Below are 23,817 nucleotides of genomic sequence, written 5' to 3'. Positions count from 1 at the left end.
GGATTTGGACGCCGCAAATTAGACGGCGCCAGCAACGGCGGGCTGCGTTGCCGGCCTGCGGACGAAGCTCTCGGTGCCGTAGACGGCAACGATCGCGATCGCAGCCACCGCCCAGATCGCAACACCAATCCATTGCTGCTGCACATGGTCGGCGTCGATGAACGCCTTGCCCAGGAAGCGCACGCTGTTCTGATGGGCGACATGCATCAGAATGGCGAGAAGCACACTGCCGGTGTTCTGATAGAGCCAGGTGAACACCACTGCCGCCAGCACGACGTTGATCGTGCTGCAGAGGCTGAGATCGCCGACCAGGCCGAGCGGAAAATGCCAGATCGCCCAGATCGCGCCGAGGATCAGGCTTCCGGCCAGCGCCGAATGCTTGGTCAACAGACGCGGTGTCGCAAAGCCGCGCCATCCCGGCTCTTCGCCAAGCGGGCCGCTGAAGACCGCATAGAGCGCGATGATCGGCAGTATCTCAGTGACGGCTGGAATGTTGCCCCAGGCCGGCGTCGCCGAGCCGAACAGCGGATTGACCAGGATCGAGGCAAGCTGCGTGCTCAATGGCAGGCCGAATGCCACCAGATACCATAGCGGAGATACCCGCCACTTCACCATGGAAGCGAGAATGGCCTTGACCGAAGCCCAGCCTCCGGAAAGAGCGGCGATGACGAATCCGGACACCATCGGGCCGAAGGTAAACCAGGGAATGCTATCGCCATTCGACAGGTAGAATGGGATGAAGGCAAACCAGGTCAGGGCAAGCGTCAACGAAAAGAAGGCAGCCAACTGATGCTGCCGCACCAGGCGCAGGAAAGAAGTCATGTCGGGCCTCTCACGGGCAGATGACAATGAGAGGTCGCCGGGCTGCCCAATCGGTCGACTTACATCTTGAACAGCCGGCCGAAACATTCCGGGAGGCTATGCGCCGACCACCTCGGTCGACCCGTTTCTTATTGGCAGCCGCGCTACCCGAAATCCTGAGCGGGTTCTGAGAAATTTCCGATATTTCATGCAGAACCGGCCAGTCAGACCGGTTGGAACGCCTGCCGACACGGCGGTCGTCCAGCGTTCCCGTTCGTCGTCTCTCCGTCATACACCCTGCCTATAGGCTGTGCGAAGACCCGCTTCCGAGCAAACCGGGACCGGCAGGCAAACAGCCAGATCAGGACATGACCGGGACTTGGAATCGCATCGACCCCATCCGTCAGACCGAGTTTGCAAATGCCGTCGCTGTTGAGATCGAGCGGGTGCTGGCGCGGCGAGATCAAATCATCGATGACGATGCGATTGGTTCGGCGGGCAGGATCGCCGGAGCCATCGCCGCTGCAATCGCCCTACTTCAACCGAGCGAACTTCGGGCCATCGACACCATGCAGGAAAGGCTGCCTGACAGGGTATTGCAGTTCGTGAGGATACTGGCAGCGGAAGCCGGCGGCCAAGCCACCGAGGCGTCTGCCTCATCGGGGTTTGAAGGCCGGAGCATACACGTCTCAAGCCGGCCTGCCGGACGAGACGACGTCGATTCGATGCGGGTCGAAGACTGGGCAGGTCGCGTCGCCGGACCGACATTCCTGGAAGACAATTTCGGTATATCCCGGTCGACCCTGCATCGTTGGCAGCGGAGCAGTAGGGTCGTCGCCTTGCGCACCGGCGGCCGCAAACATGTGTTTCCGCTGGCGCAGTTCGTCGACGGCAGGCCGGCATCCGGCATCCGGGAAGTGTTGTCTGCAATGCCGAATCCGCGGCGCGCATGGCACTGGCTGATCCGCCCCGCTGCCGTGCTCGGCGGCCGTATTCCAATTGAGTTGCTTAAACAGGATTTGGTGGCGGATGTTGCCGTTGCTGCTCAGCACGAAGCACGTATGAAGCTGGCTTAATTTCCTTCTACCCTTCGAATTTTCTAGATGGGTAGATAAACGTTGGGCTGCAATTGGACGGCTAACGTACAAGTACTCTTCTAACTTACGTGACAATGTGCCATTTGTGTCATTTCAGCTTGGTGGATTAAACGAACGTGATATTTGCGCAACACGAATTTATTCTGTTGCAAAAACCATAATTATTTTCGGAATAGTCATTGAGGATCAAGCGCGGTTGGGTATGTTCGCCGCCGAAAAGGGGGAGCGGTGCGAGCCTTTTTCGATGTGGGGTGAGGCGGGGAATGCTGCTGTTCAGCCACAAAATTCGAAACCATTTTTAACTTTGACTGGAGAGGTCAGAAAATGAACATCAAGAGCCTGCTTCTCGGCTCCGCTGCGGCGCTGATCGCAGTATCCGGCGCGCGCGCCGCTGACGCCGTCGTCGTTGCCGAGCCGGAACCCGCCGAATACGTCAAGATCTGCGACGTTTACGGCGCTGGCTACTTCTACATCCCCGGCACCGAAACCTGCCTGCGCATCGGCGGCTATGTCCGTTACGATATCGGCGTGGGTGATGTCGGCTCGTTCGACGGTGCGGTCACCGGCGACCATGATGATGGCAGCGCGAATGACACCTACCGCAAGAACGCCCGCTTCACGCTTAAGACCTGGACCGGCCAGGAAACCGAGCTCGGCACCTTGAAGACCTACACCGAGACCCGCTTCAACTTCGGTAATGAAAACGACTACATCTTCGCCAACGAAGCCCATAACAGGAGCCTGTCGCTAAAATTCGCCTGGATCCAACTCGGTGGTCTGCGCGTCGGTAAGGACGAATCGGCCTTCGACACGTTCATCGGCTATGCCGGTAGCGTCATCCAGGATACGCTGGTTCCGTATGGTGCCTTCGACACGAATGTCGTCCAGTACTATTTCGACGCCGGCACTGGCTTCTCGGCCGTGGTCTCGCTCGAAGAAGGCTCTGGCGTCGTTGGTACGATCGACAGCTACGTTCCGCATGTCGTCGGGGGCGTGAAATACACGCAGGGTTGGGGCGCCATCACCGGCGTCGTCGCTTATGACAGCAACTATGAAGAAGTGGCCGGCAAGGTTCGCCTGGACGTCAAGCCCATGGACAACCTGTCTCTGTTCATCATGGGCGGCTACGGCACCGACGACAACCTCACGGATGACGCAGGCAACGCGATCGACGCCCACGGTCGTGGCTTCTACAAGCAGTGGAGCGGCAACTGGGCGGTCTGGGGGGGTGGCACCTACACTATCAACGAGAAGATCTCGTTCAACACCCAGCTCTCCTATGACGAAGGCAAGAACTTCGGCCTTGCAGCGAACATCGCCTATGAAATCGTCAAGGGTCTCAAGATCACAGCCGAAGTCGACTACTTGCATCTTGGTGAAGATTCCGTCACGAATTTCACCAAAGCCGACAAGGAAAACAGCGTCGGCGGCATTCTCCGCTTCCAGCGCTCGTTCTAATCGAAGCCAGTATCTCCGAACGGCCCGTAGCGATACGCTACGGGCCGTTTTGGTTTGCGGCGGATAGTCGCTCATCTTGATTTCGCCATCCAACCGGTGACAAGCTCTCGTCATGGAATGGCGCGACGAGGGAATCATTCTGGGCACCCGCAAGCATGGCGAAACCAGCGCCATCCTCGAGGTGATGACGCGCGTGCATGGCCGCCATCTCGGCCTCGTGCGCGGCGGCCGTTCGCGCAAACAGCAGCCGGTCTTGCAGCCCGGCAATCGCGTCGACCTGCTGTGGCGGGCGCGGCTCGACGAGCATCTCGGCACCTTCCAGGTCGAGGCGATCGAGATGAACGCCGCCCGGCTGATGGACAGCGCCGTTGCCGTCTACGGCCTGCAGACGATGGCCGCACATTTGCGTCTTCTGCCCGAGCGTGACGCCCATGGCGGCCTTTTCGAGACGCTTGCGGTGATGATCGCTCATCTCGACGATGCCGATGCCGCAGGCGAGCTGGTGGCCCGCTTCGAGCTGCTGGTCCTCGACGAACTCGGTTTCGGCCTCGATCTCAGCCAGTGTGCGGCGACCGGCACCAGGCAGGATCTTGCCTATGTCTCGCCGAAATCCGGCCGCGCCGTGTCGCGCGCGGCGGGCGCGCCGTGGCGCGACAAGATGCTGGCGCTGCCGGCCTTCCTGCAGCGCGGCTCCGGGCTGCGCGCCGATCCGGCGGCGATCGAGGACGCCTTCCGGCTGACCGGCTTCTTTTTGACCCGCCATGTCTACGAACCGCGCGGCATCGAGCCTCCCGGCGCCCGCGCCGGGTTTCTCGCCGCCTTGCGCAGGCATCACTCACCCGGCCATGAATCCGGCAAGGCGAGCGCCGCAGAAACCGCCGGGGAGACCACCAGATGAGCGACGTTGAACCTTATCCCGGCAACGTTTCGCCGCTCGGCCTTGGCACAAAGGGCGGCACGCTGGCGGTTTCGGAAGCGGCGCTGAAGGATGTCAACGGCAAGCTGCTGGCTTTCGGCACTGAAACATGCTCGATCTGTCCGGCGGCCAATCTGGTGGCACGTTGAATGGACCGGCCGTTTGGCCGCCGCATTTGAATGTCACTGAACATTGAATGTCAGTGACAACTGGCCTGGTTTGGGGGAACCGCCATGTTTGAAAGCCTGATTGGCCTCGTCGCCATCATCGCGCTGTTCGTCATCATTTCACGCCAGCAGGGCCGTATCGGCCTGATCGAGCGCGAGCTTGGCGCCTTGCGCAGCCTTGTGCTTTCGGGCATGCCTGCGCTGCCGCTGCAAGCCAAAGAACCGGCAGCAAACGACAGCAAACCGGCGGATGCCGCAATACCGCTTGCGGCCGCAGCCGACCTGGCATCGCCAGGGACCGCAGCGGTCGCATCAGCCACAGAGGCCGAGGCCGATACCGCGGCGCCATCCGCGCCGGAGTCGGCGCTACCGGCGGCCGCGGCGAAGCCAGCTCGCCAGTCCGACGTCGAAACGGCTCTCGGTACTCGCTGGGCGGTCTGGGTCGGCGGCATCGCGCTGGCGCTGGGCGGCCTGTTCCTGATCCGCTACACCATCGAGGCCGGCATTTTCGGGCCGCGCGTGCGGCTCGCCATGGCGGCGGCACTCGGGCTGGTGCTGGTCGCCGGCGGCGAGTTCATCCGGCGCACCGGCTTCAGGGTGCCGGTGCAAGGTGCCGCCGGTGCCTATATCCCGGCAATCCTGACGGCCGCCGGCGCTTTCATCCTGTTCGGTACCGTCTACGCCGCGTACAGCATTTACGGCTTCATCGGCCCGACGCTCGCTTTCACGCTGCTCGGCGCCATCGGGGTGGCGACGATCGCGGCAAGCCTGGTCCACGGTCAGGCGCTGGCCGGCGTCGGCCTGCTCGGTGCCATGGTGACGCCGCTGCTGGTCGCCTCGCAGGCGCCCAATCCGTGGGCGCTGTTCGGCTATCTGGCGATCGTGCTCGTCGCCACCGGCGTCATCGCCCGTATCCGCGACTGGAGCCTTTTGATGGCCGCTGCCTTCGTCGCCACCGGCATCTGGACCGTCTTCTACATGACCGAAGCGCCGGGGACGAACCTTTCCGTCATCCTTTTTATCGACGGGGTGACACTGGCCGTGCTCGCCTTCGTCTGGCTTGGCCGCCGCGACGAAACGGTCGCCGGCAGCGGCTTCGATTGGCCGTCGATCGCGCCGGGCTTCTTCGTCGGGCTTTCGGCGCTGGCCCTGTTTGTCGATCCGGCCTTCGCCGCCATCCGCGGTGCATTGCCGGGTGCCGCCCTTGTCGCAGCCCTGGTGGGGGTGGCGCTCTATCGGCCGCGGGCGCTGGCACTGCTGCACGCCGCCGGGCTGGCGACGGTACTGGTCTATCTCGGCATCATTCCGCCGACCACGATCGCTTCCGATTTTTCGGGCGGCGCTCTTGGCGTCGACGGCATGCCGGTTGTGGCGTCCGATGCCTTGATGCTCAGGGTCGGCATCGTTCTCGGCCTGGTCTTCATCGGCCTCGGCTTTTGGGCAGCGCGCCGTTTTGCGGCCCATGGCTGGCTGCGCGCCGCCACATGGGCGGCCTGGAGCGCTGTCGCGCCACTGGTCATCCTGCTGGCGCTCTGGTCTACCTTCGGCAATCTCGACCGTGACCTTGCTTATGCGGCGGTCGCAGCCGTTTTGGTCGGCGTCTTCGTCGCCGGCGGCGAATGGATAGCACGCGGCGAAGCGCCGCCGCTGACCGGCGGCGCTGCCGTCTCCTTCGCGCTCGGCGGCGCGGCGATTGCCGGCCTGCTGATGCTGCACATGGCCTTTGGTTCCGGCTGGACAACCATCCTGCTCGGAGCAGCCGCCGCCGTGCCGGCGCTGGCGACGCGCTGGCGTAGCTATCCGGTGCTTGGCTGGATTTCCGTTGGTGCGGTGATTGCAGTGCTTGGCCGCGCTGCCTTCGACCCGACCATCGTCGGTGCCGAGTTCCTGTCGAAGACGCCGGTGTTCAACTGGCTGCTGCTTGGATATGGCGTGCCGGCGCTCGCTTTCGGTTTTGCCGCCTGGCAGCTTGCCCGAACTACCAATGGCCGACCGCGCCTTGCCATGGAGGCCGGCGCCGCGCTGTTTTGCCTGCTCACCGTCGCCATGCTGGTGCGCCATGCCATGCATGGCGGCGTCATCGATACGGCTGCTGCAACGCTTGCCGAACAGGCGATCTACACGCTGATCGCCATCGGTGCCGGTGCCATCCTGGTCGCTATCGACATGCGCTCGCCAAGTCAGGTGCTGCGTTACGGCTCGATTGCAGCGGGCGTGGTCTCGGTCGCCTTCATCGTCCTCCAGCATTTTCTGGCGTTGAACCCGTTGCTGACCGATGAATCGACCGGCAGCATTCCGGTGTTCAACCTTCTGTTCCTCGCCTACCTCTTGCCGGCGGTCGCGGCAGGCGCACTGGCACTCTATTCCCGTGACAAGCGGCCGCAATGGTATGCGGCGATGCTGGCGGTGGTGGCGGCGGTGCTCGCTTTTGCCTATGCCACGCTGTCGGTCAGGCGCCTGTTCAAGGGTGAGTTCATCGGACTGTGGAGCGGTCTCGGCCAGCTTGAGACCTATACTTATTCGGCTCTGTGGCTGGTCATCGGCGTGGTGCTGCTCACCGCCGGTGTCTGGCTGAAGTCCCAGGTGCTGCGCATAGCGTCGGCGGCGCTGATCTCGATCGCCGTGCTCAAAGTCTTCGTCTTCGACATGTCGGAACTGGAAGGGGTGTTACGGGCGCTGTCCTTCATCGGCCTCGGCGCGGTGCTCATCGGCATCGGCCTGTTTTATCAGCGGCTGCTGACAAGGGCGGCGAGAGAGGTAAATTAGGTCGTCCACTGCAAGAAGCTCCAGCCTGGAGGACAGCGCGTTGCTCATAAACGACATAGCTACGATCGGCATCATCACGGCAGGCCCTGGGGGACCAATCGAAGGCTTCAAGGAGGGGCTGAGAGAATTGGGATTTGCCGAAGGCCGGAGCATTCGGTTTGAGCAGCGATCGGCCAATGGTGATTTGGGCAGGCTTCCCACCCTGGCGACGGAACTGGTTAGGCTGAACGTCGACCTTATCGCCGTGATCGGGGCGGTAACCGCGCGTGCGGTCCAAAAGGCGACAACGGAGCTCCCCGTCGTTTATTCTGTCGTCGTCGATCCGGTCAGTGATGGCCTCGCCGCAAGCCTGGAGAAGCCCGGCGGCAACATGACAGGAGTAACCAGCTTCGATCCAAACCAGGCGCGGACGCATGTCGAGTTGTTGCGAGCCGTCTTACCAGCGCTCTCCCGCATCGCGATCTTGAGCGATCAGGGGGTGTCCGATTGCCTGTCAGCCTCCAATGCTGGGGCAATACAAGAATTTGGGCTGAACCCGCAGGTTCTCCGCATTAGGCCTCAGCCCGATCTTGACGGCGCTTTTGCAGCGATGGATCGCGAACTGGTCGAAGCGCTCATCGTCCTCGAGGAGCCGATCATTGCAGCACTCCGCGCAAGAATCGCGGAGCTTGCCCTTGCGCGTCGCTTGCCAACCATCTTCGCGCGGGAGCAGATCGATGCGGGAGGTCTGTTCTGCTACGGCACCAGCTTGCGAAGCGCAACATATCACATGGCGCTGTGCGCGAAGAAGATTCTTGATGGCAAGAGCCCCCGCGACATACCAATTCAGACTTTGTCCCAGCACGAATTGGTGGTGAACTTGCAGACCGCGAGAAAGCTCGGTCTAACGGTGCCTTCAAATATAGTAAATAGAGCGGTGCGTGTGATTGAATAGTACTGCGGCCGCTGACCCGCAGCAAGGGAGACATAGGATCAAATGGCACTCTATATGCGAGGCCCCGAAGTGGATGCTTTAGCGACTATGTTGCAGCGCCAGACGGACGCTCCAAGCAAAACGGAGGCGGTGCGGACCGCGCTTGTGCACGAACTCGAACGCAGTCGCACCAATGTGTCGCTTCGCGGCCGGATTGCCAGGCTGCAAGCCGAGGCGGTGAGGATCGGCCTGCCCAATCCTGACTTCGATATGAAGAAATTCACAGACGAGATGTGGGAAGACTGACGTTTGTCGACGCGCCGCTATTCGTCACCACGCATTTCTTTCAACTTTCGGATGCAACCCGGGAATAAACCTGCCACTGGCAGCGTTATTCAGTTGCTTGGGTGACCGGGGCGGCGGACCGCTTCGCGCTGGCCGCTTGCGCCGCGCTGCAAAGGCGCGTTCAATCACCACGGACAGGGGCTCCAGAACCAGCGGTCATGGACGAAAAGAAGGCAGCAATCCTGGGTGAAATACCGCGTCTGCGCCGCTATGCACGCTCGCTGTTGCGCGACCGCGATTCCGCCGACGATCTCGTCCAGGATTGTCTCGAGCGGGCGCTTGTGCGGCTCGACAATTGGCAGACAGGAGAAAGCCCCAGGAGGTGGCTGTTTACGATCATGCACCATTTGTTCATCGACCAGATGCGCAAGGTGAACCGGCGCGGCGAGGCGGCGATGCTGCCGCTCGAGACAAGCGAGGCGCAGGCAGCACCCGCCGAGCAGGTCGAGAGCATCGCCTCGCGCGAGATCGTCGACGCGCTGCAGGCGATCAGCCCTGACCGGCGCGCGGCACTTGTGATGGTCGCCATCGAAGGGTTTTCCTATGCCGAAGCCGCCAACATCCTTGGAGTGCCCGCCGGCACTTTGATGTCGCGCATCGCGCGCGGGCGTGACGAACTGCGAGCGCTGCTGGATGATACCGCGCGCCGCCGCTCGATAAGGATCGTTGAGAAATGAGCCGGCGCGATTTCTCCGAACGCGACATCCACATGGCTCTCGATGGCGAGTTGCCGGGCGACGAGCGGACGGCCTATGAGGCATGGCTCGAGGCCAATGCCGAGATGAAGGCCAAGAGCGCACGCTACGCCGCCGACCGGGAAGCGTTGCGCGCAGCCTTTAATGGCGTGCTGGACGAACCCGTGCCGGTGCGGTTGAGCAAGGTGGTGCTTGGCGAGGCGCCGGTGGTCAGAGTATCGCCGTCGCGCTCGCGTTGGTGGCTTGCGGCCGCCGCTGCCGCCATCCTGGCGATTGGCGGTGCTGGCGGCTACCTTGCCGGCATCGGCGGCCTCGGCCTGGAAAATACCGCCGAGGACCAGCTTGCCGAAGAGGCGATCGCCGCCCACGTCATCTATGCCGCCGAAACGCGGCATGCGGTGGAAGTGCCGGCAAGCGACAAGGATCATTTGCAGAGTTGGTTGTCGAACCAGGTGGGTCTGAAGCTCGTCGCGCCGGATCTGGCCGCGCAAGGATTCCAACTGGTCGGTGGCCGGCTGCTGCCCGCCGGCCAGGGCAAGGCCGCGATGCTGCTTTACGAGGACGTCAAGGGCGAGCGCATATCGCTCTTCGTCACCGCCGAATCGGCAGCCAAGGCCAAGGGCACCTATGGGGAGGACGATGGTCCTGAGGCCGTCTATTGGCTGGACAAGGGTTATGGCTGCGCCGTCGTCGGCTCGCTGCCGCGCGAGCAACTGGCCGCAGTGGCCAAGAGCGCCTATGGCCAGCTTTTGGCGGGCTTGCAAAGCTGAGCAGGCTCTCGCTCTTCCGAAGCCGCGCCGATGCCTAAACACGGAGGTCGTTCAAAGCCTTTGCGCGACCTGCCTGCAGTCAAAACTGTCACAATTCGGCCCTAATCGAGGTGCGATAGCGCTTGCTTAATGCTGGCACTTCGGCTGGTGTGACCGATGTTTAGACTAGGGCCGTTTCCACAACCCAATCGAGGTTTTCTGAGCCCGCATGCCTGCCGAGATTCGCAAGGCCCGCGCGTCCGACGTCGATGACCTCGCCGCCATCGAAAAAGCCGTTTTCTCGAGCGATCGCATTTCTCGCCGCTCCTTTCGCCAACTGATCGAACGCGACACCGCCGAGCTGCTGGTTGGCGAAAGCGATGGCCGCGTCGCCGGCTATGCAGTCGTGCTGTTTCGCAAGGGCAGCGGCGTCGCGAGGCTTTATTCGATCGCCGTTGGTCCATTTTTCGGCGGCCGTGGCGTTGGCCGGCTGCTGCTGGAAGAGGCCGAGGCCGCCGCTTTCGAGCACGGCCGCATGATGCTTCGTTTGGAAGTCCGCGAGGACAACCCGCGCGCGATCCAGATCTACGAGCAGAGCGGCTACCGCAAGATCGGTCGCGAACCGGACTATTACGAGGATGGCGCCACGGCGCTGCGCTATGAAAAGACCTTGCGCGGCGACATTCCGGTCGCCACCGAAGTGCCGTTTTATCAGCAGACTTGCGAATTTACTTGCGGACCATGCTGCCTGATGATGGCGATGGCTTACTTCGGCCCCGGATTCGTGCCGGATCCGGTGATGGAAATCAGGCTGTGGCGTGAGGCGACGACCGTTTTCATGATGTCGGGGCCGGGCGGCTGCGAACCGTTCGGGCTTGCCGTCGCCGGCTATGAGAGCGGGCTTGCTGCTGAGATCTATGTCTCCTTCTACGGCGCGCTGTTCCTGCAGTCGGTGCGCAGCGAGGACAAGCGCCGGGTCATGGAGCTGGCGCAGGTCGACTTTCGCCGCCGCGCGGAACTTTACAGCATCCCGGTGAATTACCGTTCATTCGGGCTTGACGACATTCGCACCGCGATCGCAGAGGGAAAACTGGTGCTGGTCCTGATCAGCGGCTTCCTGATGTTCGGCAAGAAGGTTCCGCACTGGGTATTGGCCATCGGTGACGACGGCGATCATATCCTGATCCACGACCCCTGGGTCGAGGACGAGCGGCAGGAGACGATCCTCGATGCTGCCAACATTCCCGTGCCTTACGGCATCTTCATGAACATGGCGCAATTCGGCCGCGACGGATTGCGCGCCGCCATCACTCTCGGAAAGCGCGATAGCCAATGACCTGGGTCATCCTTACCGGCCGGCAGAACGATCTCGACCAAGTGGCGACGCCGCACAAGATCATCACCAATCGCGACTACCTTGCCCATCCGGCACTGTTTCGCGGTCAGCGGCCGAAGGTCATCAACCTGTCGAACAATTACGGCTACCAGAGCCGCGGCTATTACGCGTCGCTGCTTGCTGGTTCGCGCGGCCATAAGGTCATCCCGACGGTCGAAACGATGATCGACCTGTCGGAGCGCAAGCTCTATGAGCACGCGTTGCCGGAACTCGAACTCGCACTCAACAAGTGCCGCAAGGATCTGGGTGGCGCTTTTCCCCAGAAGGTCTGCATCTTCTTCGGCATCGGACCATCCAGGATCTGGGACCGCTTCGCAAAACTTCTGTTCGACTGGTTCCGTGCCCCGGCGCTCGAGGTCCACATCAGGGACAGCGCCGAATGGGCCTCGATCCGCAAGATCGGGTTCCATCCCCTGGCCAGGATGACCGAGGACGAGGAAACGCACTTTCTCCAGTGCCTGGAGACCTACACCAACCGCGAGTGGCGCGACACCAAGGGCCGCACGCCGGCGCGCTACACTTTCGCCACTCTGGTCGATCCGCATGAGGAACTGCCACCGTCGGAGATTTCGTCGCTGCGCCACTGGGCCAAGATCGCTGAAAAGATGGGCGTCGAAATCGAGCCGATCACCAAGCGGGATCTGGCCAAGCTCGCCAACTACGACGCGCTGTTCATCCGCGAGACCACCTCGATCTCCAACCACACCTACCGCTTTGCCCGCCGCGCCCAGCAGGAAGGCATGCCGGTCATCGACGATCCGCTGTCGATGATCCGCTGCACCAACAAGGTCTATCTCAACGAGCTGATGACCTACAACAAGGTACCGGTGCCGCCAACGGTGATGATAGCCGGCACCTCGGACCTGGAACTTGCGGCGCAGACGCTGGGCTTCCCGCTGGTGCTGAAGATCCCGGACTCCTCGTTTTCGCGCGGCGTCAAGAAATGCGGCACCTTCGACGAGCTGAAGACGCTCGCAACCGAATGGCTGGAGGATTCCGACCTCCTGATCGCGCAAAAATTCATTCCGACGGAATATGACTGGCGCGTCGGCGTCCTCGGCGGCCAGCCCTTGTTTGCTGTCCATTATCTGATGGCCAAGAAACATTGGCAGATCGTCAATCACAAGGCCAACGGCAAGCCCGACCAGGGCGGCATCAAGACCTTCACCCTGAAGGAAGCGCCGGCCCATGTCGTCGAGACGGCGGTGAGTGCGGCGCGTTGCATCGGCGACGGCCTCTACGGCGTCGACCTCAAGGAAACTAGGGACGGCGTCTTCGTCATCGAGGTCAACGACAACCCCAACCTCGACCACGGCTGGGAAGACTCTGGCGAAAAGGACGAGGTCTGGGTGCGGCTGACGCAGTGGTTCCTGGAGCGGCTGGACAGGCCGGGGCGATGATATACGATTGTGGGGGAAAAGATGCTGTTCTTCGTGATCGAGGATTTTCGCGGCTGCGACCGCAAGGAGATCTACCGCCGTTTCCGCGACCAGGGCCGCCTGAAGCCGGACGCGCTTCTCGTGCACCACAGCTGGATCGCAGCGGATATGAGCCGCTGCTTCCTGCTGGTGGAGGCCGATGACATCACGCTCCTGCAGCGGTGGGTCATCGAATGGGCGGATCTGGTCGAATTCGAGATTGTTCCTGTGGCGACGAACAAGGATATGGTTGAGGCATTGAACGGGCACCTCTGACCCGGCAAGGAACCTCCTGGTTCGCCACACCTGAATTCCGCCTTCTCTATCAAGGAATTAACACGCGAATCGAGCGTCATCTCAAGCAGATCTAAGCCGGTTGCCCGCGCTTCCGCGAGACTGTCGCACTTAGCCGGACTGCCGGATCGTCGCGCTCGACTTCAGCAGCCGATTGATGTCCGACGCCTTTGACGGCACGCCGATCAAATAGCCCTGGGCCTCGACACAACCCTCTTTTTGCAGGAATTCAAGCTGCGCTTCGGTCTCGACACCTTCGGCGGTGACGGTGATGCCCAGCTGTGCGCCAAGCCCGATGATGGTGCGCACGATCGCCGCGGTATCGCGACTGTCGATGTCACGGGTGAACGAGCGATCGATCTTGATCTTGTCGACGGGAAAGCGCCTGAGGTAGCCCAGCGAGGAATAGCCGGTGCCGAAATCGTCCAGCGCGATGCGGACGCCCAGATCGCGTAGCTGCCTGAGTGTCTTGAGCACCAGATCGCTCTCGTCCATCAGCACCGTTTCGGTGATTTCCAGTTCAAGTCGGTTGGCCGGCACGCCCGAGAACGCCAGTGCCGAAATGACGCTGCGGGCAAAGGTACCGCTTTTGATCTGCACGGCGGAGACATTGACTGCGATGCGCCAAGCCGCCCAGCCGGCCGCGGTCGTGCAGGCTTTTCGCAGCGCCCATTCTCCGAGCGGCACGATCAGCCCGGTCTCCTCGGCGGCCGGAATGAAGTCGTCCGGCCGCACCAGGCCGCGCACCGGCGATCGCCAGCGCATCAAGGCTTCGGCACCGACGATTTCGCCGGAGGCGATGTTCATGATCGGCTGGAAATCCAGCTCGAATTCGCGGCGCGACAGCGCTGCCCTGAGATCGATTTCGAGCGCCCGGCGGGCCCGCACCCTCGCGTCCATGGCCGGTTCGAAGAAGCGGTAGAGGTTGCGCCCTTCGCTCTTTGCCCGATAGAGCGCCATATCGGCATTTTTCAGCAAAGTCTCGGCGTCCTTGCCGTCATTCGGAAACAGCGCGATGCCGAGACTGATGCCGACACGCATGTCGTGTCTCTTGTCGCGAAACGGCTTTCCGATGATCTCGACTATGCGTTTGGCCAGCTTTTCCGCGTCGCCCGGGCTTTTGAGATTGAACAGGATGATGACGAATTCGTCGCCGCCGAAGCGGGAGACAACGTCCGTTTCATTGCGCAGGCACCGTTGCAGCCGTTCGGCCACGCATTTCAGCAGCCAGTCGCCGGCGGGGTGACCCCAAGTATCATTGACTGCCTTGAAGTGATCGAGGTCGAGCGAGAATATCGCCAGCGATCCGTCTCTCGTCTCGCTCAGGGCTTGGTCGAGCCGTTCGCGAAGCATCGAGCGATTGGGCAGGTTGGTCAGTGTGTCGTGGTGCGCAAGATGGGTCATGCGCTCTTCCACACGCCTGCGCTCGGTGACATCGTCGAACGTCGCGACCCAGCCGCCGCCGCTCATCGGCCGGCGCGCAACCAGCAGCGTCCTGCCGTCGGCGAGATGACGATGCGTTACGTGTGTTTTCCCCGCCCGCAGGCAGGCTTCGATTTGCGAGATTTCGCTGTCGGGGTCGAGCTTTGTATAAATGCCCAGTTCCAGCAGCCGCTTGAACGCATCACGGTGGCTCATGCCAAGCGGGAAGTCGGCGGGCCTGACATGATAAAGTTCCAGGAAACGTTCGTTGCGCACGATCAGCTTGCCGTCCGCATCGTACATCAAAAGGCCTTGCGACATGTTGGCAAGTGCTGCGTCGAAACGGCGGTGCTGCTCTTTCAACTCCTGCTCGGCGCGCCGTTGCTCGGTGATGTCCTCGTAGATCGAGACCCAGCCACCTGACGCCAGCGGCCGGTGCGAAATGTTGACGATGCGCCCGTCTGCAAGCGTTTCCTCATAGGTGGAAGGTTTTGCCTGGTCGATATAGGGCTTGCGGATGGCATAGAGTTGCTCGGCGCTTTGCGAGGCGATGCCGATATCCACGCTGTGCTGGAGGATGTCGAAAAACCGGATGCCGGGCCGCACCACTTCGGCGTCGAGGCGAAAGATGCTGATGTAGTTCCTGTTGCAGATGATCATCCGCTCATCGGCATCGAACATGCACAGGCCATGCGACATGTTCTCGATCGCTGCCGAAAAACGCTCGTTCTGTTCGCGTAGCTCGTCTTCGATCCGTCGCGGCAGACCAACGCCTTTGGCCCTCCGTCGGCGGACGGATGAACCAGCCTTGATACCGGCAACGGGCATGAGGCAAGCCTATGGACCATGGTTAACCACGGCACTGTTGTCCCTGCCGGTTAATTTACCGTTTTCAGCCGGCTGGAACGGCAGTCTGGCGTCGCGACTTTTCGATTGCCGCAAACCGTTTGAGAAAGGCATTCTGCGCCCAGGTCACCGAGCGCGGCGTGACATCGAAGCGCTCGGCGTTGAAACCGCGAGGCCTGCCGAAGAACTCGGTCGCCTCTGCCGTCGAAAAACCCGCAAGCAGCGTTGCTTCGAAATAAGCGGCGATCTGATCCGCTCGCTTGATTTCCTTGCGCAGCCCCGCGTCGAGTTCGGCCGGCAGTGAAAAGCGCAGATGGATGGCGCGCTGCAGTCTGATCTCGCAATCCCTGTAGCTGCCGCCCATCACGGATTTGAACGGCGAAATCATATCGCCGATGACGTATTCCGGCGCGTCATGCAGCAGCGCCGCCAACCGCGCGTCAGCGTCGGCATCCGGCATCAGTTCGCCGACAAGCGTTTCGACCAGCAGCGAATGCTGGGCGACCGAAAAGGCGTGATCGCCTCTGGTCTGGCCGTTCCAGCGTGCGACGCGGGCAAGGCCATGGGCAATATCGGAGATCTCGATGTCGAGCGGCGAAGGATCGAGCAGGTCGAGCCGGCGGCCGGACAGCATACGTTGCCAGGCACGCGGCGGCGCCCCGGCGCGGTCGGCCGCCATCAGGCGTCCTCCGCGCCAACGGCTTCCTGCGGAAAGCTGAACTTCGCCCAGGACGGGATGGCGAGCGACACGGCGACGTCGTCAGCCAGGATCGGCAGGCCGGCGTCGAGCGCTGCCTTGACCCGGTCGATGCGGGCAATGGCAAGGCCTGTCGTGCCGGCGGTCGAGCCAAGCGTGCCGACTGGTCGCCCCGCCACGGCCAACTCTGCGCGCGAAGTGGGCAGGGGGCGTTCGGCCGAGACGATCAACACCCGGCGCCTGGCAGTGCCGCGATGCTGCATGCGCGAGACGACCTCCTGGCCGACGTAGCAGCCTTTCTTGAAGCCGACGCCGCCGATCTCGTCGAGCAGCACATCATGCGGAAACGCGTCGCCGAGCTGATAGTCGCTGCCGCTTTCGGCAATGCCATTGGCGATTCGAAAGGCTTGCCATGCGGCAAGGTCGCCGCCGTCTGCGGCGCCACCATAGAAGCGCGTGACGATAGCATCGACAAACCGCGCATCAGCAAACGGTGCTGATTCAAATTGCGAGGCAGTTGAATCGCTTTCCCATACGACGGTCACAACCGACTGATTTGCCTTGGCAATTTCGACTTTTGCGCGCAACTTGTAGAGCGTCAGCCGGCGCATGAAGTCATCGATGGTCTCAGCACGGCATTCGAGCAGGAAAATATTTTCGCCAGCGCGCGAGATCAGGAAGTCGAAAAGGATCTTGCCTTGCGGCGTCAGCAAGGCGCCGGGCTTTGCTTCGCCGCGGCCGAGCGCGTCGAGGTCGGTGGTCAGGATGTTCTGCAAAAAGTGCTCGGCATCCGGTCCGGACACGGAAACGAGTGCGCGATCTCTGAGCGACGCAAAGGGCATGGTGGGAAAACGAGCCTGATCTTGCAAAACTATCGGTCATTACGTAAGCCGCTGGCACTTCCCCCGCAAGAGACCGGATCCGCATGGCCCCCCTCTACGATCTCATCCTGACAGGCGGCACCGTGGTCAATCACGACGGCGAGGGTTTTCGCGACGTCGGTATCAATGGTGGGCGCATCGCTGCCATCGGCGACCTCCGCCAGGCATCGGCGGGCGAGACGATCGACTGCCACGGGCTGCATATCCTGCCGGGCGTCGTCGACAGTCAGGTGCATTTCCGCGAGCCGGGACTGGAGCACAAGGAAGATTTGGAGACGGGCTCCCGGGCAGCGGTGCTTGGCGGCGTCACCACCGTCTTCGAGATGCCGAACACCAATCCGCTGACCACCAGCGAGGCAACCCTTGTCGACAAGGTGCGGCGTGCCACCGGCCGCATGCATTGCGACTTTGCCTTCTGGGTCGGCGGGACCCGCGAGAATGCAAAAGACGTTGGCAATCTCGAGCGGCTGCCGGGTGCGGCCGGCATAAAAGTGTTCATGGGCTCGTCCACCGGCGACCTGCTGGTCGAGGACGACGAAGGCGTTGCCTCGATCCTGAGGAACACACGCCGCCGCGCCGCCTTTCATTCCGAGGACGAGTTCCGGCTGCGCGAGCGGCTTGGCGAGCGCATCGGGGGCGATCCGTCCTCACATCCGGTGTGGCGCGACGAGATCGCTGCATTGCGCTGCACAGAGCGCCTTGTGCGCATCGCGCGCCAGGTTCGCGCCCGGATCCATGTGCTGCACATCTCGACCGCCGAGGAGATAGGCTTCCTCGAACAGCATAAGGATGTCGCGACCTGCGAGGCGACGCCGCATCATTTGACGCTGAGCGCCGATGACTATGCGCAGCTCGGTACGTTGATCCAGATGAACCCGCCGGTGCGCGCCACGCGCCATCGCGAGGGGATCTGGCAGGGTATTGCGCAAGGTGTTGTCGATGTCCTCGGCTCCGACCATGCGCCGCACACGCTGGCCGAGAAGGCAAAACCTTATCCGGCGTCGCCGTCCGGCATGACCGGGGTGCAGACTTTGGTGCCGATCATGCTGGACCATGTCAACGCCGGCCGGCTGACGCTGCAGCGCTTTGTCGACCTGACCAGCCACGGCCCGCAGCGTATTTTCGGCATCGCCAGGAAAGGCCGCATTGCCGCCGGCTACGATGCCGATCTGACCATCGTCGATCTGAAGCGCCGCGAGACCATCGCCAACGCCCAGCAAGGCTCCAAGGCCGGCTGGACGCCTTATGACGGCAGGCAGGTGACCGGCTGGTCGGTCGGCACCATCGTTCGCGGCCGGCGCGTGATGTGGGAAGGCGAGATCGTCGCGCCGAGCCAGGGCAGGGCGGTGGAGTTTTGCGAGGCGTTGGCGGGCTAAGCTCCCTGCCTCATAAGGGCCAGGCTAAACCACTCAATCCCCAGCAACGAAGAACGTCCATTGTCCGGTCGGCGTGATGCCGACTCGGTAGAAGATGTACGCACCGAACTGCTTCATATCGTCATAGTCGCTGGCGGTGACGATCTTGAACAGCTCGACCCGCTGCCTGGCATCGAGCTTGTCCAGCGGCAGGGCGAAGAAATAGGGCCAGACATAGAGATCCTGCGGCGTGCCGGCATCGACATGGACAAAACCGGCACTGAGCACCTCTTCCAGGATGGCGAGGATCTCCTGGCCTTCCGTATCGCCCGAAAGGCCCTTCAGAAAGGCGATCGGGTCGCCCTCGATGTCACCCAGCGACAATTGGGTCATCATGTCTCCCGTGCCGATCAGCGGCCGAAGCTTTTCGATGTCGCCGCTTTTGCACGCCTCGACGATCAGATCGTGCATGCGCCTGACCGGTTCCGGCAACTGGGTAAGGTCGTAGACAACTTCGGGCACAGGCGCGTCCGGATCGACATGCGGATTGGCCATCCCGCCATCGTCCGTTGGCCCTTTCGGTTCGGTTTGCTCTGGCTCGTCGGACGGAGTCGGCTGGCGGGCTGGAGGTGGTACCGTGCCGAGCGGGCCGGGCATCGGCACGGTACTTCCGGACGGCGACATGTCGCCGTCCGGCGGCGTGATCGGCGAGGGCAGGTCTTCGCGTTTGATCTCGCTGAGGGCGTGAGCGGGACTGCTCGCAAGAAACAGTGCAAGGGGAATTGTGGCGCAGGAAGCAGTAAGCCAAATGCCGAGGACCAGGCCGCGTGGCTTGTCTGATATCGAAAAATTCACCGCCTGCTACTCCCTGGTTCCAGCCCATCCATGTGCCCGGACATGATGTCCGGCGGCGCGCCGTCGTCAAAGAACCGAGATCAGTGCCGCAGTCTTTCGGGCTCGAAGGCCCCGGCAATCACCTTTTCACGCATGCGATCGAGCAGGGCAAGCGCCGAGGTCTCGCCATTGGCGCGCAGCATTTCGCCGAATGCCGTTTCGAGGGCTGCCTCGGCGATGATTTCCGGCTCGATCCCCGCCGACAATCCTTCTGCCCAGGCTTCGCTGTGGCTTTCCACGGCAGTCAGGCGCTTTTCTTCCCTGACCAGCGCGTCGATGTCGTTGACGCCATGTTCCATTGCGATGTCCACCCTTTCAAGCGGTGATCCGTTGGACAGGGATCAAGCTTGAGTTGTCCCTTTTACACGCAGGCTCAAGTAAGTATCTGTAAATGCGACATTTTTTTGGTCGTTGTCTACAAATTCCGTCGCGTCCAGCAAACCTGCATCCTATCCGTTTCAAACTTAGCCGATTAGGTCGGCCAAGGGGACGGAAACCTTCAGTTTGAGTTAATTTCACATCTGCGCGCTAACGTTTCGTTAACATAGTTGCAAAAGTGCAACATTAGGTTTGCACCAAGACCTCAGTCAAGGCAAGCGGGGAAGTGTCGAACGCGTCCGCCGCGACGGCGCCGAGCCTTGATGCGGCTTTTCCGGAAAGCGGCTGCCGTCGTCAGTTTCCGTAGCGCGAAGCGATGTCGCGAGACAGCGTCTCGCCTTCCTTCATGTAGCGGCTGATGGCTTCCGTCGCCGAGGCGGTGCATTGCGTATAAGTGCCGCCGAACGATCGGTAGCCGCGGTTGAAGCTGGCGATGAAGCGGGCGCGCCGCTCCGGGTTCGGATTTTCCGATGCGATCAGTTTTTCCATCTCGGCTCGCCACCGATCGCCCTTCTCGCCACACAGATTACGCAGGAAATGCAGCGAGCCGAGCACTTCCGCCAGCCGCATCAGCCCGGGCTCGAACGGTGCTTCGGCGGCAATCGCCGGGCGCGCACCGACAACCACACTGACGGCGAGGCATGCGGCGAGAAACGAAGACGTGCGGCTCATGAGGCTTTGTGCTGGAACAATTTGTCGCCTGCAAGGCGATTCTCTGGCTCACGTCTCGCCGTCTTTTTTGGGACCGAGTAGATCGTCGGCAATTTCAAACACTGCATCGGCGAGCGGCATCGCCATCATTTCGGCCAGCGTATAGAAAGCCGCGGTTTCGGCGTCGTCGCTGGCAACCGCCTCGCCGCCGGCATAATCGGCCCCAAACACCGTCAGCCGGTAGTCGACCGGATGTCCATCCCCGCTGCCGTCGATGTGGATTTCCCGCAGCGGCCGGTAGCTGCGCGCCTGCAATCCGGTCTCTTCCAGCAATTCGCGCCGTGCTGCCTGTTCCAGCGTCTCGCCGGCTTCGACCTTGCCGCCGGGAAATGCATAGAGGCCTTGCGAGGGCGGCCTGGCCCGCTTGACCAGCAGCACCGTGTTCTCGCGCACGACGCAGGCCGAGACTGCCGGAATGATCTTGCGTGCTTCCATGGCTCCGGATCGCTCGATTGGCACAGCCCGTTGTGGACCGACCGTCGGCGAACAGCTTTAGCGGTTGCGAAAGCCAGGTTCCATGGCCACTTTCATACGCCACCAATCGAAAGCTGAATTCATGTGCGGACGCTTTGCTTTGACAGCCACTCCGGACCAGACCGCCGCCTTTCTCGGCCTGGCGGAACTTGAGGGATTTCCGGCCCGCTACAATATCGCGCCGACGCAGCCGGTGCTGATGGCGCTCGCCGGATTGACGCAGGCGCCGGGCTCGAACCTGCCCGACCGCCGCTCGATTCTGGTGCGCTGGGGCCTGATCCCTGCCTGGGTGAAGGATACGCGTAACTTCCCGCTGCTGTTCAACGCGCGTTCCGAGGGGGCTTCGGAAAAGACGTCGTTTCGCGCTGCCATGCGCCATCGCCGCGCCCTGGTGCCGGCTTCGGGATTCTACGAATGGCACCAGACCGGTGGCCGAAGAGGGCGGCCCTATTGGGTGCGGCCAAGGCAGGGCGGGCTTATCGCCTTCGCCGGGCTGATTGAGACCTATGCCGAGCCGGGCGGTTCGGAAATGGACACCGGCGCCATTCTGACCGCCCACGCCAACGCCGATACTGCCCATATCCACGACCGCATGCCGGTAGTGATCCATCCCGAGGATTTCGCACGCTGGCTGGATTGCCGTACGCTCGAGCCGCGCGACGTGGCCGATCTGCTGAGACCCGCCCAGCCCGATTTCTTCGAAGCGATCCCGGTTTCCGACCTCGTCAACAAGGTCGCCAATACCGGGCCGGAGATTCAGGAGAAGGGCGTCGTCGAGCCTGAGCCCGAGAAGGTCAAGCGCCAGAAGTCCGGCGCGAACGACAGTCAGATGAGTTTATTTTAGCAAAAGCTACTGTTACTGGTTCGCCGTGAGCGCCTCAATCTTCACCCGACCGCATTCTCAGGCAGCGCGCGGCGAGACGATCTTCTGTGCCGGCTTCTTCTTCTTCGCGGTGTGCAGAAGAGCGGCGACGATTGCTGCCGGGCCGATCGCTCGGTAATAGCTGGCGAGCGCCGGTTGCTTGGCACGGCTGGGTTCCTGCTTGGGCATTCTTCTCTTCCCTAGTAACGTCTTCGTGTCTGCGTTTGCTGGCCGAATCCGACCAAATCGTGACGCTTGCTGATCTAGCCGGCGAAGTTTCATGACAGTGCCGACATGTTTAATAAAATGTTTCAGTGCCGCATTTCCTGTGATCCAACGATATTTTTGGCGAAGGTAGCGACTTGACGGCAACACCGGGCAAGGCGATAAAGCCGGCCATGAAAACGCCTTTCGCCATTTGTGGCATTTGCATTATCGGCTAGCCTCGCGCTGGTCCTGGACGTTTTCGCCTCATCTCCTCCAAGATTGGACAAACGCCCCGGCCAGCAGGCTGGAGCCCGATTTGCGCCTCGGCGTAACTGGCTTCATCCAGAGCACGATCCCAAAGATCATGCTCAACCAAAGTAACGCACCGGGAACGCACGTATGTCTGACGCATCGAAGAGCCTGCGCCTCTACAACACGCTAACGCGGAGCAAGGAGGATTTCTTCCCGATCGATCCGCGCAACGTGCGCATGTATGTCTGCGGCCCGACGGTCTATGACTTCGCCCATATCGGCAATGCGCGGCCGGTGATCGTCTTCGACGTGCTGTTCCGTTTGCTACGCCATCTCTACGGGCAAGCGCACGTCACCTACGTCCGCAACATTACGGACGTCGACGACAAGATCAACGCTCGCGCGCTGCGCGATTTCGGCGGCGAAATTGCATCGGGCAAGCTGTCGCTGAACGAAGCGATCAGGCGGGTCACCGAAAAGACCGCCGGTCGGTTCCACAAGGACGTTGCGGCGCTCGGTTGCCTGGAACCGACGGTCGAGCCGCGCGCCACCGAGTTCGTCGAGCCCAGGCCCGACGGCAAAGTCGACATGATCTTCTTGATTCAACGCTTGATCGAACGCGGCCATGCCTATGTCGCGGCTGGAGAAGTCTTGTTCGATACCGCTTCCATGCCGGATTATGGGCAGTTGTCGAAGCGCAATCTCGATGAGCAGCAGGCCGGCGCCCGCGTCGCCGTCGATGCGCACAAGAAGAACCCGCAGGATTTCGTGCTGTGGAAATTGTCTTCGCCCGAGGAGCCGGGCTGGGACAGCCCGTGGGGCAGGGGTCGGCCGGGCTGGCACATCGAGTGCTCGGCGATGTCGGCCGCCTATCTCGGCGAGGTGTTCGACATCCATGGCGGTGGTCTCGACCTGATCTTTCCGCACCACGAGAACGAGATCGCGCAATCGCGTTGCGCCCACGGCACCGAAACGATGGCCAAGGTTTGGATGCACAACGGTTTCCTGCAGGTCGAAGGGCAGAAGATGTCCAAGAGCCTGGGCAATTTCTATTCGATCACCGAATTGCTGGAGACGGATACCTTTGGCGGCCGCAAATGGCCGGGCGAGGTGCTCAGGCTGGCGATGCTGATGACGCATTATCGCGAGCCGATCGACTTTTCCGTGCGCAAGCTGGAAGAGGCGGAAAGGCTGCTTACGAAACTCTACCGTCGATTTGATGAAATCTGGCCCGTGAACCCAATCACACCGGAACCTCGAATATTGGAGCATCTGCTCGACGATTTGCAGACATACGATGCGTTCCGCACCGCTTCTTCATCTGCGTACGGAGCTGGGGATGATGCGGGCCGAGTCTTGGCTGGTCTAAAACTTCTGGGTCTTATGCAGCACACCCCGGATGAATTCTTACGTGGCGTCCCAGCTGTGACTGAGACCGTCGCCCACGCAAGCATTCAGGAGGAGGACGACACCCTCGACGCATACGGCTCTGCTGGTCCCACCAAGGATCGTATCAGAGCGCGTATAGACGAAAGACTCGGTCTTATTCGCGAAAAGAACTGGGCCGAGGCCGACCGCATCCGCGACGAGCTCCTGGCGCAAGGCGTGCAATTGAAGGACGGAAAGGACCCGGTCACCGGCGCCCGCATCACCACCTGGGAGGTAAAGCGGTGAGGGTGGAGGTCGAAATGTGTGCAAGGCTGGCGAAGGCTTTTGTGATGGCCGATCTCCCCACTTGCGGGGGAGATGTCCGGCAGGACAGAGGGGGGTGGGAAGGACCGCCGACTTTCGACGTAACCCATTCGCACCCCGGAACCTGCTTG

The 23,817-nt window shown here is 61.8% G+C and carries 24 protein-coding genes; 15 read left to right on the top strand and 9 right to left on the bottom strand.

Annotated features, from left to right (window positions below; translation table 11 throughout):
• Positions 1-18: 18 nt before the first annotated feature.
• Positions 19-822 (bottom strand): CPBP family intramembrane glutamic endopeptidase, encoded by an 804-nt coding sequence (locus tag NKH78_RS26455; protein ID WP_352884738.1) that lies wholly within the window; start codon positions 820-822, stop codon positions 19-21.
• 347 nt (positions 823-1,169) lie between these two features.
• On the opposite strand from NKH78_RS26455, the gene NKH78_RS26450 reads away from it, so the two are divergent.
• From NKH78_RS26450 to NKH78_RS26395, 12 genes are all read left to right on the top strand, one after another.
• Positions 1,170-1,877 carry an antitoxin Xre/MbcA/ParS-like domain-containing protein gene (locus tag NKH78_RS26450; protein WP_352884736.1) on the top strand — a complete coding sequence of 236 codons (708 nt, stop codon included), beginning with the start codon at positions 1,170-1,172 and terminating at the stop codon, positions 1,875-1,877.
• Between the two features lie 345 nt (positions 1,878-2,222).
• A complete protein-coding gene (locus NKH78_RS26445) occupies positions 2,223-3,356 on the top strand; it encodes a porin (RefSeq protein ID WP_352508503.1) in 1,134 nt (377 codons plus the stop codon).
• A 112-nt stretch (positions 3,357-3,468) separates the two neighbouring features.
• On the top strand, positions 3,469-4,254 hold the full coding sequence (gene recO, locus NKH78_RS26440; RefSeq protein WP_352508505.1) for a DNA repair protein RecO: 786 nt from the start codon (positions 3,469-3,471) through the stop codon (positions 4,252-4,254).
• On the top strand, positions 4,251-4,421 hold the full coding sequence (locus NKH78_RS26435; protein WP_352508507.1) for a hypothetical protein: 171 nt from the start codon (positions 4,251-4,253) through the stop codon (positions 4,419-4,421). Before recO ends, NKH78_RS26435 begins: the two co-directional genes overlap by 4 nt.
• An 84-nt stretch (positions 4,422-4,505) precedes the next feature.
• On the top strand, positions 4,506-7,205 hold the full coding sequence (locus NKH78_RS26430) for a DUF2339 domain-containing protein (protein ID WP_352884735.1): 2,700 nt from the start codon (positions 4,506-4,508) through the stop codon (positions 7,203-7,205).
• 40 nt (positions 7,206-7,245) lie between these two features.
• Positions 7,246-8,139 carry an ABC transporter substrate-binding protein gene (locus NKH78_RS26425; protein WP_352884733.1) on the top strand — a complete coding sequence of 298 codons (894 nt, stop codon included), beginning with the start codon at positions 7,246-7,248 and terminating at the stop codon, positions 8,137-8,139.
• A 42-nt stretch (positions 8,140-8,181) separates the two neighbouring features.
• A complete protein-coding gene (locus NKH78_RS26420) occupies positions 8,182-8,424 on the top strand; it encodes a type II toxin-antitoxin system VapB family antitoxin (protein WP_352884731.1) in 243 nt (80 codons plus the stop codon).
• A gap of 197 nt (positions 8,425-8,621) precedes the next feature.
• Positions 8,622-9,140, top strand: coding sequence for a sigma-70 family RNA polymerase sigma factor (locus NKH78_RS26415; protein WP_254820200.1), 519 nt, complete (start codon positions 8,622-8,624; stop codon positions 9,138-9,140).
• Positions 9,137-9,928 carry an anti-sigma factor family protein gene (locus NKH78_RS26410; RefSeq protein ID WP_352884730.1) on the top strand — a complete coding sequence of 264 codons (792 nt, stop codon included), beginning with the start codon at positions 9,137-9,139 and terminating at the stop codon, positions 9,926-9,928. Before NKH78_RS26415 ends, NKH78_RS26410 begins: the two co-directional genes overlap by 4 nt.
• Before the next feature lie 208 nt (positions 9,929-10,136).
• On the top strand, positions 10,137-11,243 hold the full coding sequence (locus NKH78_RS26405; RefSeq protein ID WP_254820202.1) for a peptidase C39 family protein: 1,107 nt from the start codon (positions 10,137-10,139) through the stop codon (positions 11,241-11,243).
• A complete protein-coding gene (locus NKH78_RS26400) occupies positions 11,240-12,703 on the top strand; it encodes a RimK family ATP-grasp domain-containing protein (RefSeq protein ID WP_352508512.1) in 1,464 nt (487 codons plus the stop codon). The genes NKH78_RS26405 and NKH78_RS26400 overlap by 4 nt, the downstream gene beginning before the upstream one ends.
• 21 nt (positions 12,704-12,724) lie before the next feature.
• Complete coding sequence (locus NKH78_RS26395) at positions 12,725-12,997, top strand: DUF3303 domain-containing protein (protein WP_352508513.1); 273 nt, start codon at positions 12,725-12,727, stop codon at positions 12,995-12,997.
• 129 nt (positions 12,998-13,126) lie between these two features.
• On the opposite strand, the gene NKH78_RS26390 is transcribed toward NKH78_RS26395, so the two are convergent.
• From NKH78_RS26390 to ygfZ, 3 genes are all read right to left on the bottom strand, one after another.
• The gene (locus NKH78_RS26390) at positions 13,127-15,265 is read right to left on the bottom strand and encodes a putative bifunctional diguanylate cyclase/phosphodiesterase (protein WP_352689567.1); all 2,139 of its coding nucleotides are present in this window, start codon (positions 15,263-15,265) and stop codon (positions 13,127-13,129) included.
• Between the two features lie 64 nt (positions 15,266-15,329).
• Entirely contained in the window at positions 15,330-15,962 is a 633-nt protein-coding gene (locus NKH78_RS26385; protein ID WP_023677753.1) for an HD domain-containing protein, read from the bottom strand.
• Positions 15,962-16,822 carry a CAF17-like 4Fe-4S cluster assembly/insertion protein YgfZ gene (ygfZ, locus tag NKH78_RS26380; RefSeq protein ID WP_352884727.1) on the bottom strand — a complete coding sequence of 287 codons (861 nt, stop codon included), beginning with the start codon at positions 16,820-16,822 and terminating at the stop codon, positions 15,962-15,964. Before ygfZ ends, NKH78_RS26385 begins: the two co-directional genes overlap by 1 nt.
• Positions 16,823-16,905: 83 nt before the next feature.
• Between ygfZ and NKH78_RS26375 the strand changes: the two genes are divergently transcribed.
• The gene (locus tag NKH78_RS26375; protein ID WP_352884726.1) at positions 16,906-18,237 is read left to right on the top strand and encodes a dihydroorotase; all 1,332 of its coding nucleotides are present in this window, start codon (positions 16,906-16,908) and stop codon (positions 18,235-18,237) included.
• Between the two features lie 33 nt (positions 18,238-18,270).
• Here NKH78_RS26375 and NKH78_RS26370 read toward each other — a convergent pair whose 3' ends face one another.
• From NKH78_RS26370 to NKH78_RS26355, 4 genes are all read right to left on the bottom strand, one after another.
• The gene (locus NKH78_RS26370; protein WP_352884724.1) at positions 18,271-19,071 is read right to left on the bottom strand and encodes a hypothetical protein; all 801 of its coding nucleotides are present in this window, start codon (positions 19,069-19,071) and stop codon (positions 18,271-18,273) included.
• Positions 19,072-19,151: 80 nt separating this feature from the next.
• Entirely contained in the window at positions 19,152-19,409 is a 258-nt protein-coding gene (locus tag NKH78_RS26365; protein ID WP_008874920.1) for a hypothetical protein, read from the bottom strand.
• Between the two features lie 373 nt (positions 19,410-19,782).
• Complete coding sequence (locus NKH78_RS26360; RefSeq protein ID WP_023677748.1) at positions 19,783-20,160, bottom strand: TIGR02301 family protein; 378 nt, start codon at positions 20,158-20,160, stop codon at positions 19,783-19,785.
• A gap of 48 nt (positions 20,161-20,208) precedes the next feature.
• Positions 20,209-20,634, bottom strand: coding sequence for an NUDIX hydrolase (locus tag NKH78_RS26355; protein WP_352884722.1), 426 nt, complete (start codon positions 20,632-20,634; stop codon positions 20,209-20,211).
• A gap of 121 nt (positions 20,635-20,755) precedes the next feature.
• Here NKH78_RS26355 and NKH78_RS26350 point away from each other — a divergent pair, with 121 nt between their 5' ends.
• Positions 20,756-21,517 carry an SOS response-associated peptidase gene (locus NKH78_RS26350; RefSeq protein ID WP_352884780.1) on the top strand — a complete coding sequence of 254 codons (762 nt, stop codon included), beginning with the start codon at positions 20,756-20,758 and terminating at the stop codon, positions 21,515-21,517.
• A 57-nt stretch (positions 21,518-21,574) separates the two neighbouring features.
• Here NKH78_RS26350 and NKH78_RS26345 read toward each other — a convergent pair whose 3' ends face one another.
• The gene (locus NKH78_RS26345) at positions 21,575-21,724 is read right to left on the bottom strand and encodes a hypothetical protein (protein WP_254820210.1); all 150 of its coding nucleotides are present in this window, start codon (positions 21,722-21,724) and stop codon (positions 21,575-21,577) included.
• 417 nt (positions 21,725-22,141) lie between these two features.
• On the opposite strand from NKH78_RS26345, the gene cysS reads away from it, so the two are divergent.
• Complete coding sequence (gene cysS / locus NKH78_RS26340) at positions 22,142-23,668, top strand: cysteine--tRNA ligase (RefSeq protein ID WP_352738134.1); 1,527 nt, start codon at positions 22,142-22,144, stop codon at positions 23,666-23,668.
• Positions 23,669-23,817: the final 149 nt, after the last annotated feature.

It is taken from the genome of Mesorhizobium sp. M0910 (assembly GCF_040319465.1).
Lineage (GTDB): Bacteria > Pseudomonadota > Alphaproteobacteria > Rhizobiales > Rhizobiaceae > Mesorhizobium.
This window is presented reverse-complemented; position numbering and strand designations above follow the sequence as displayed.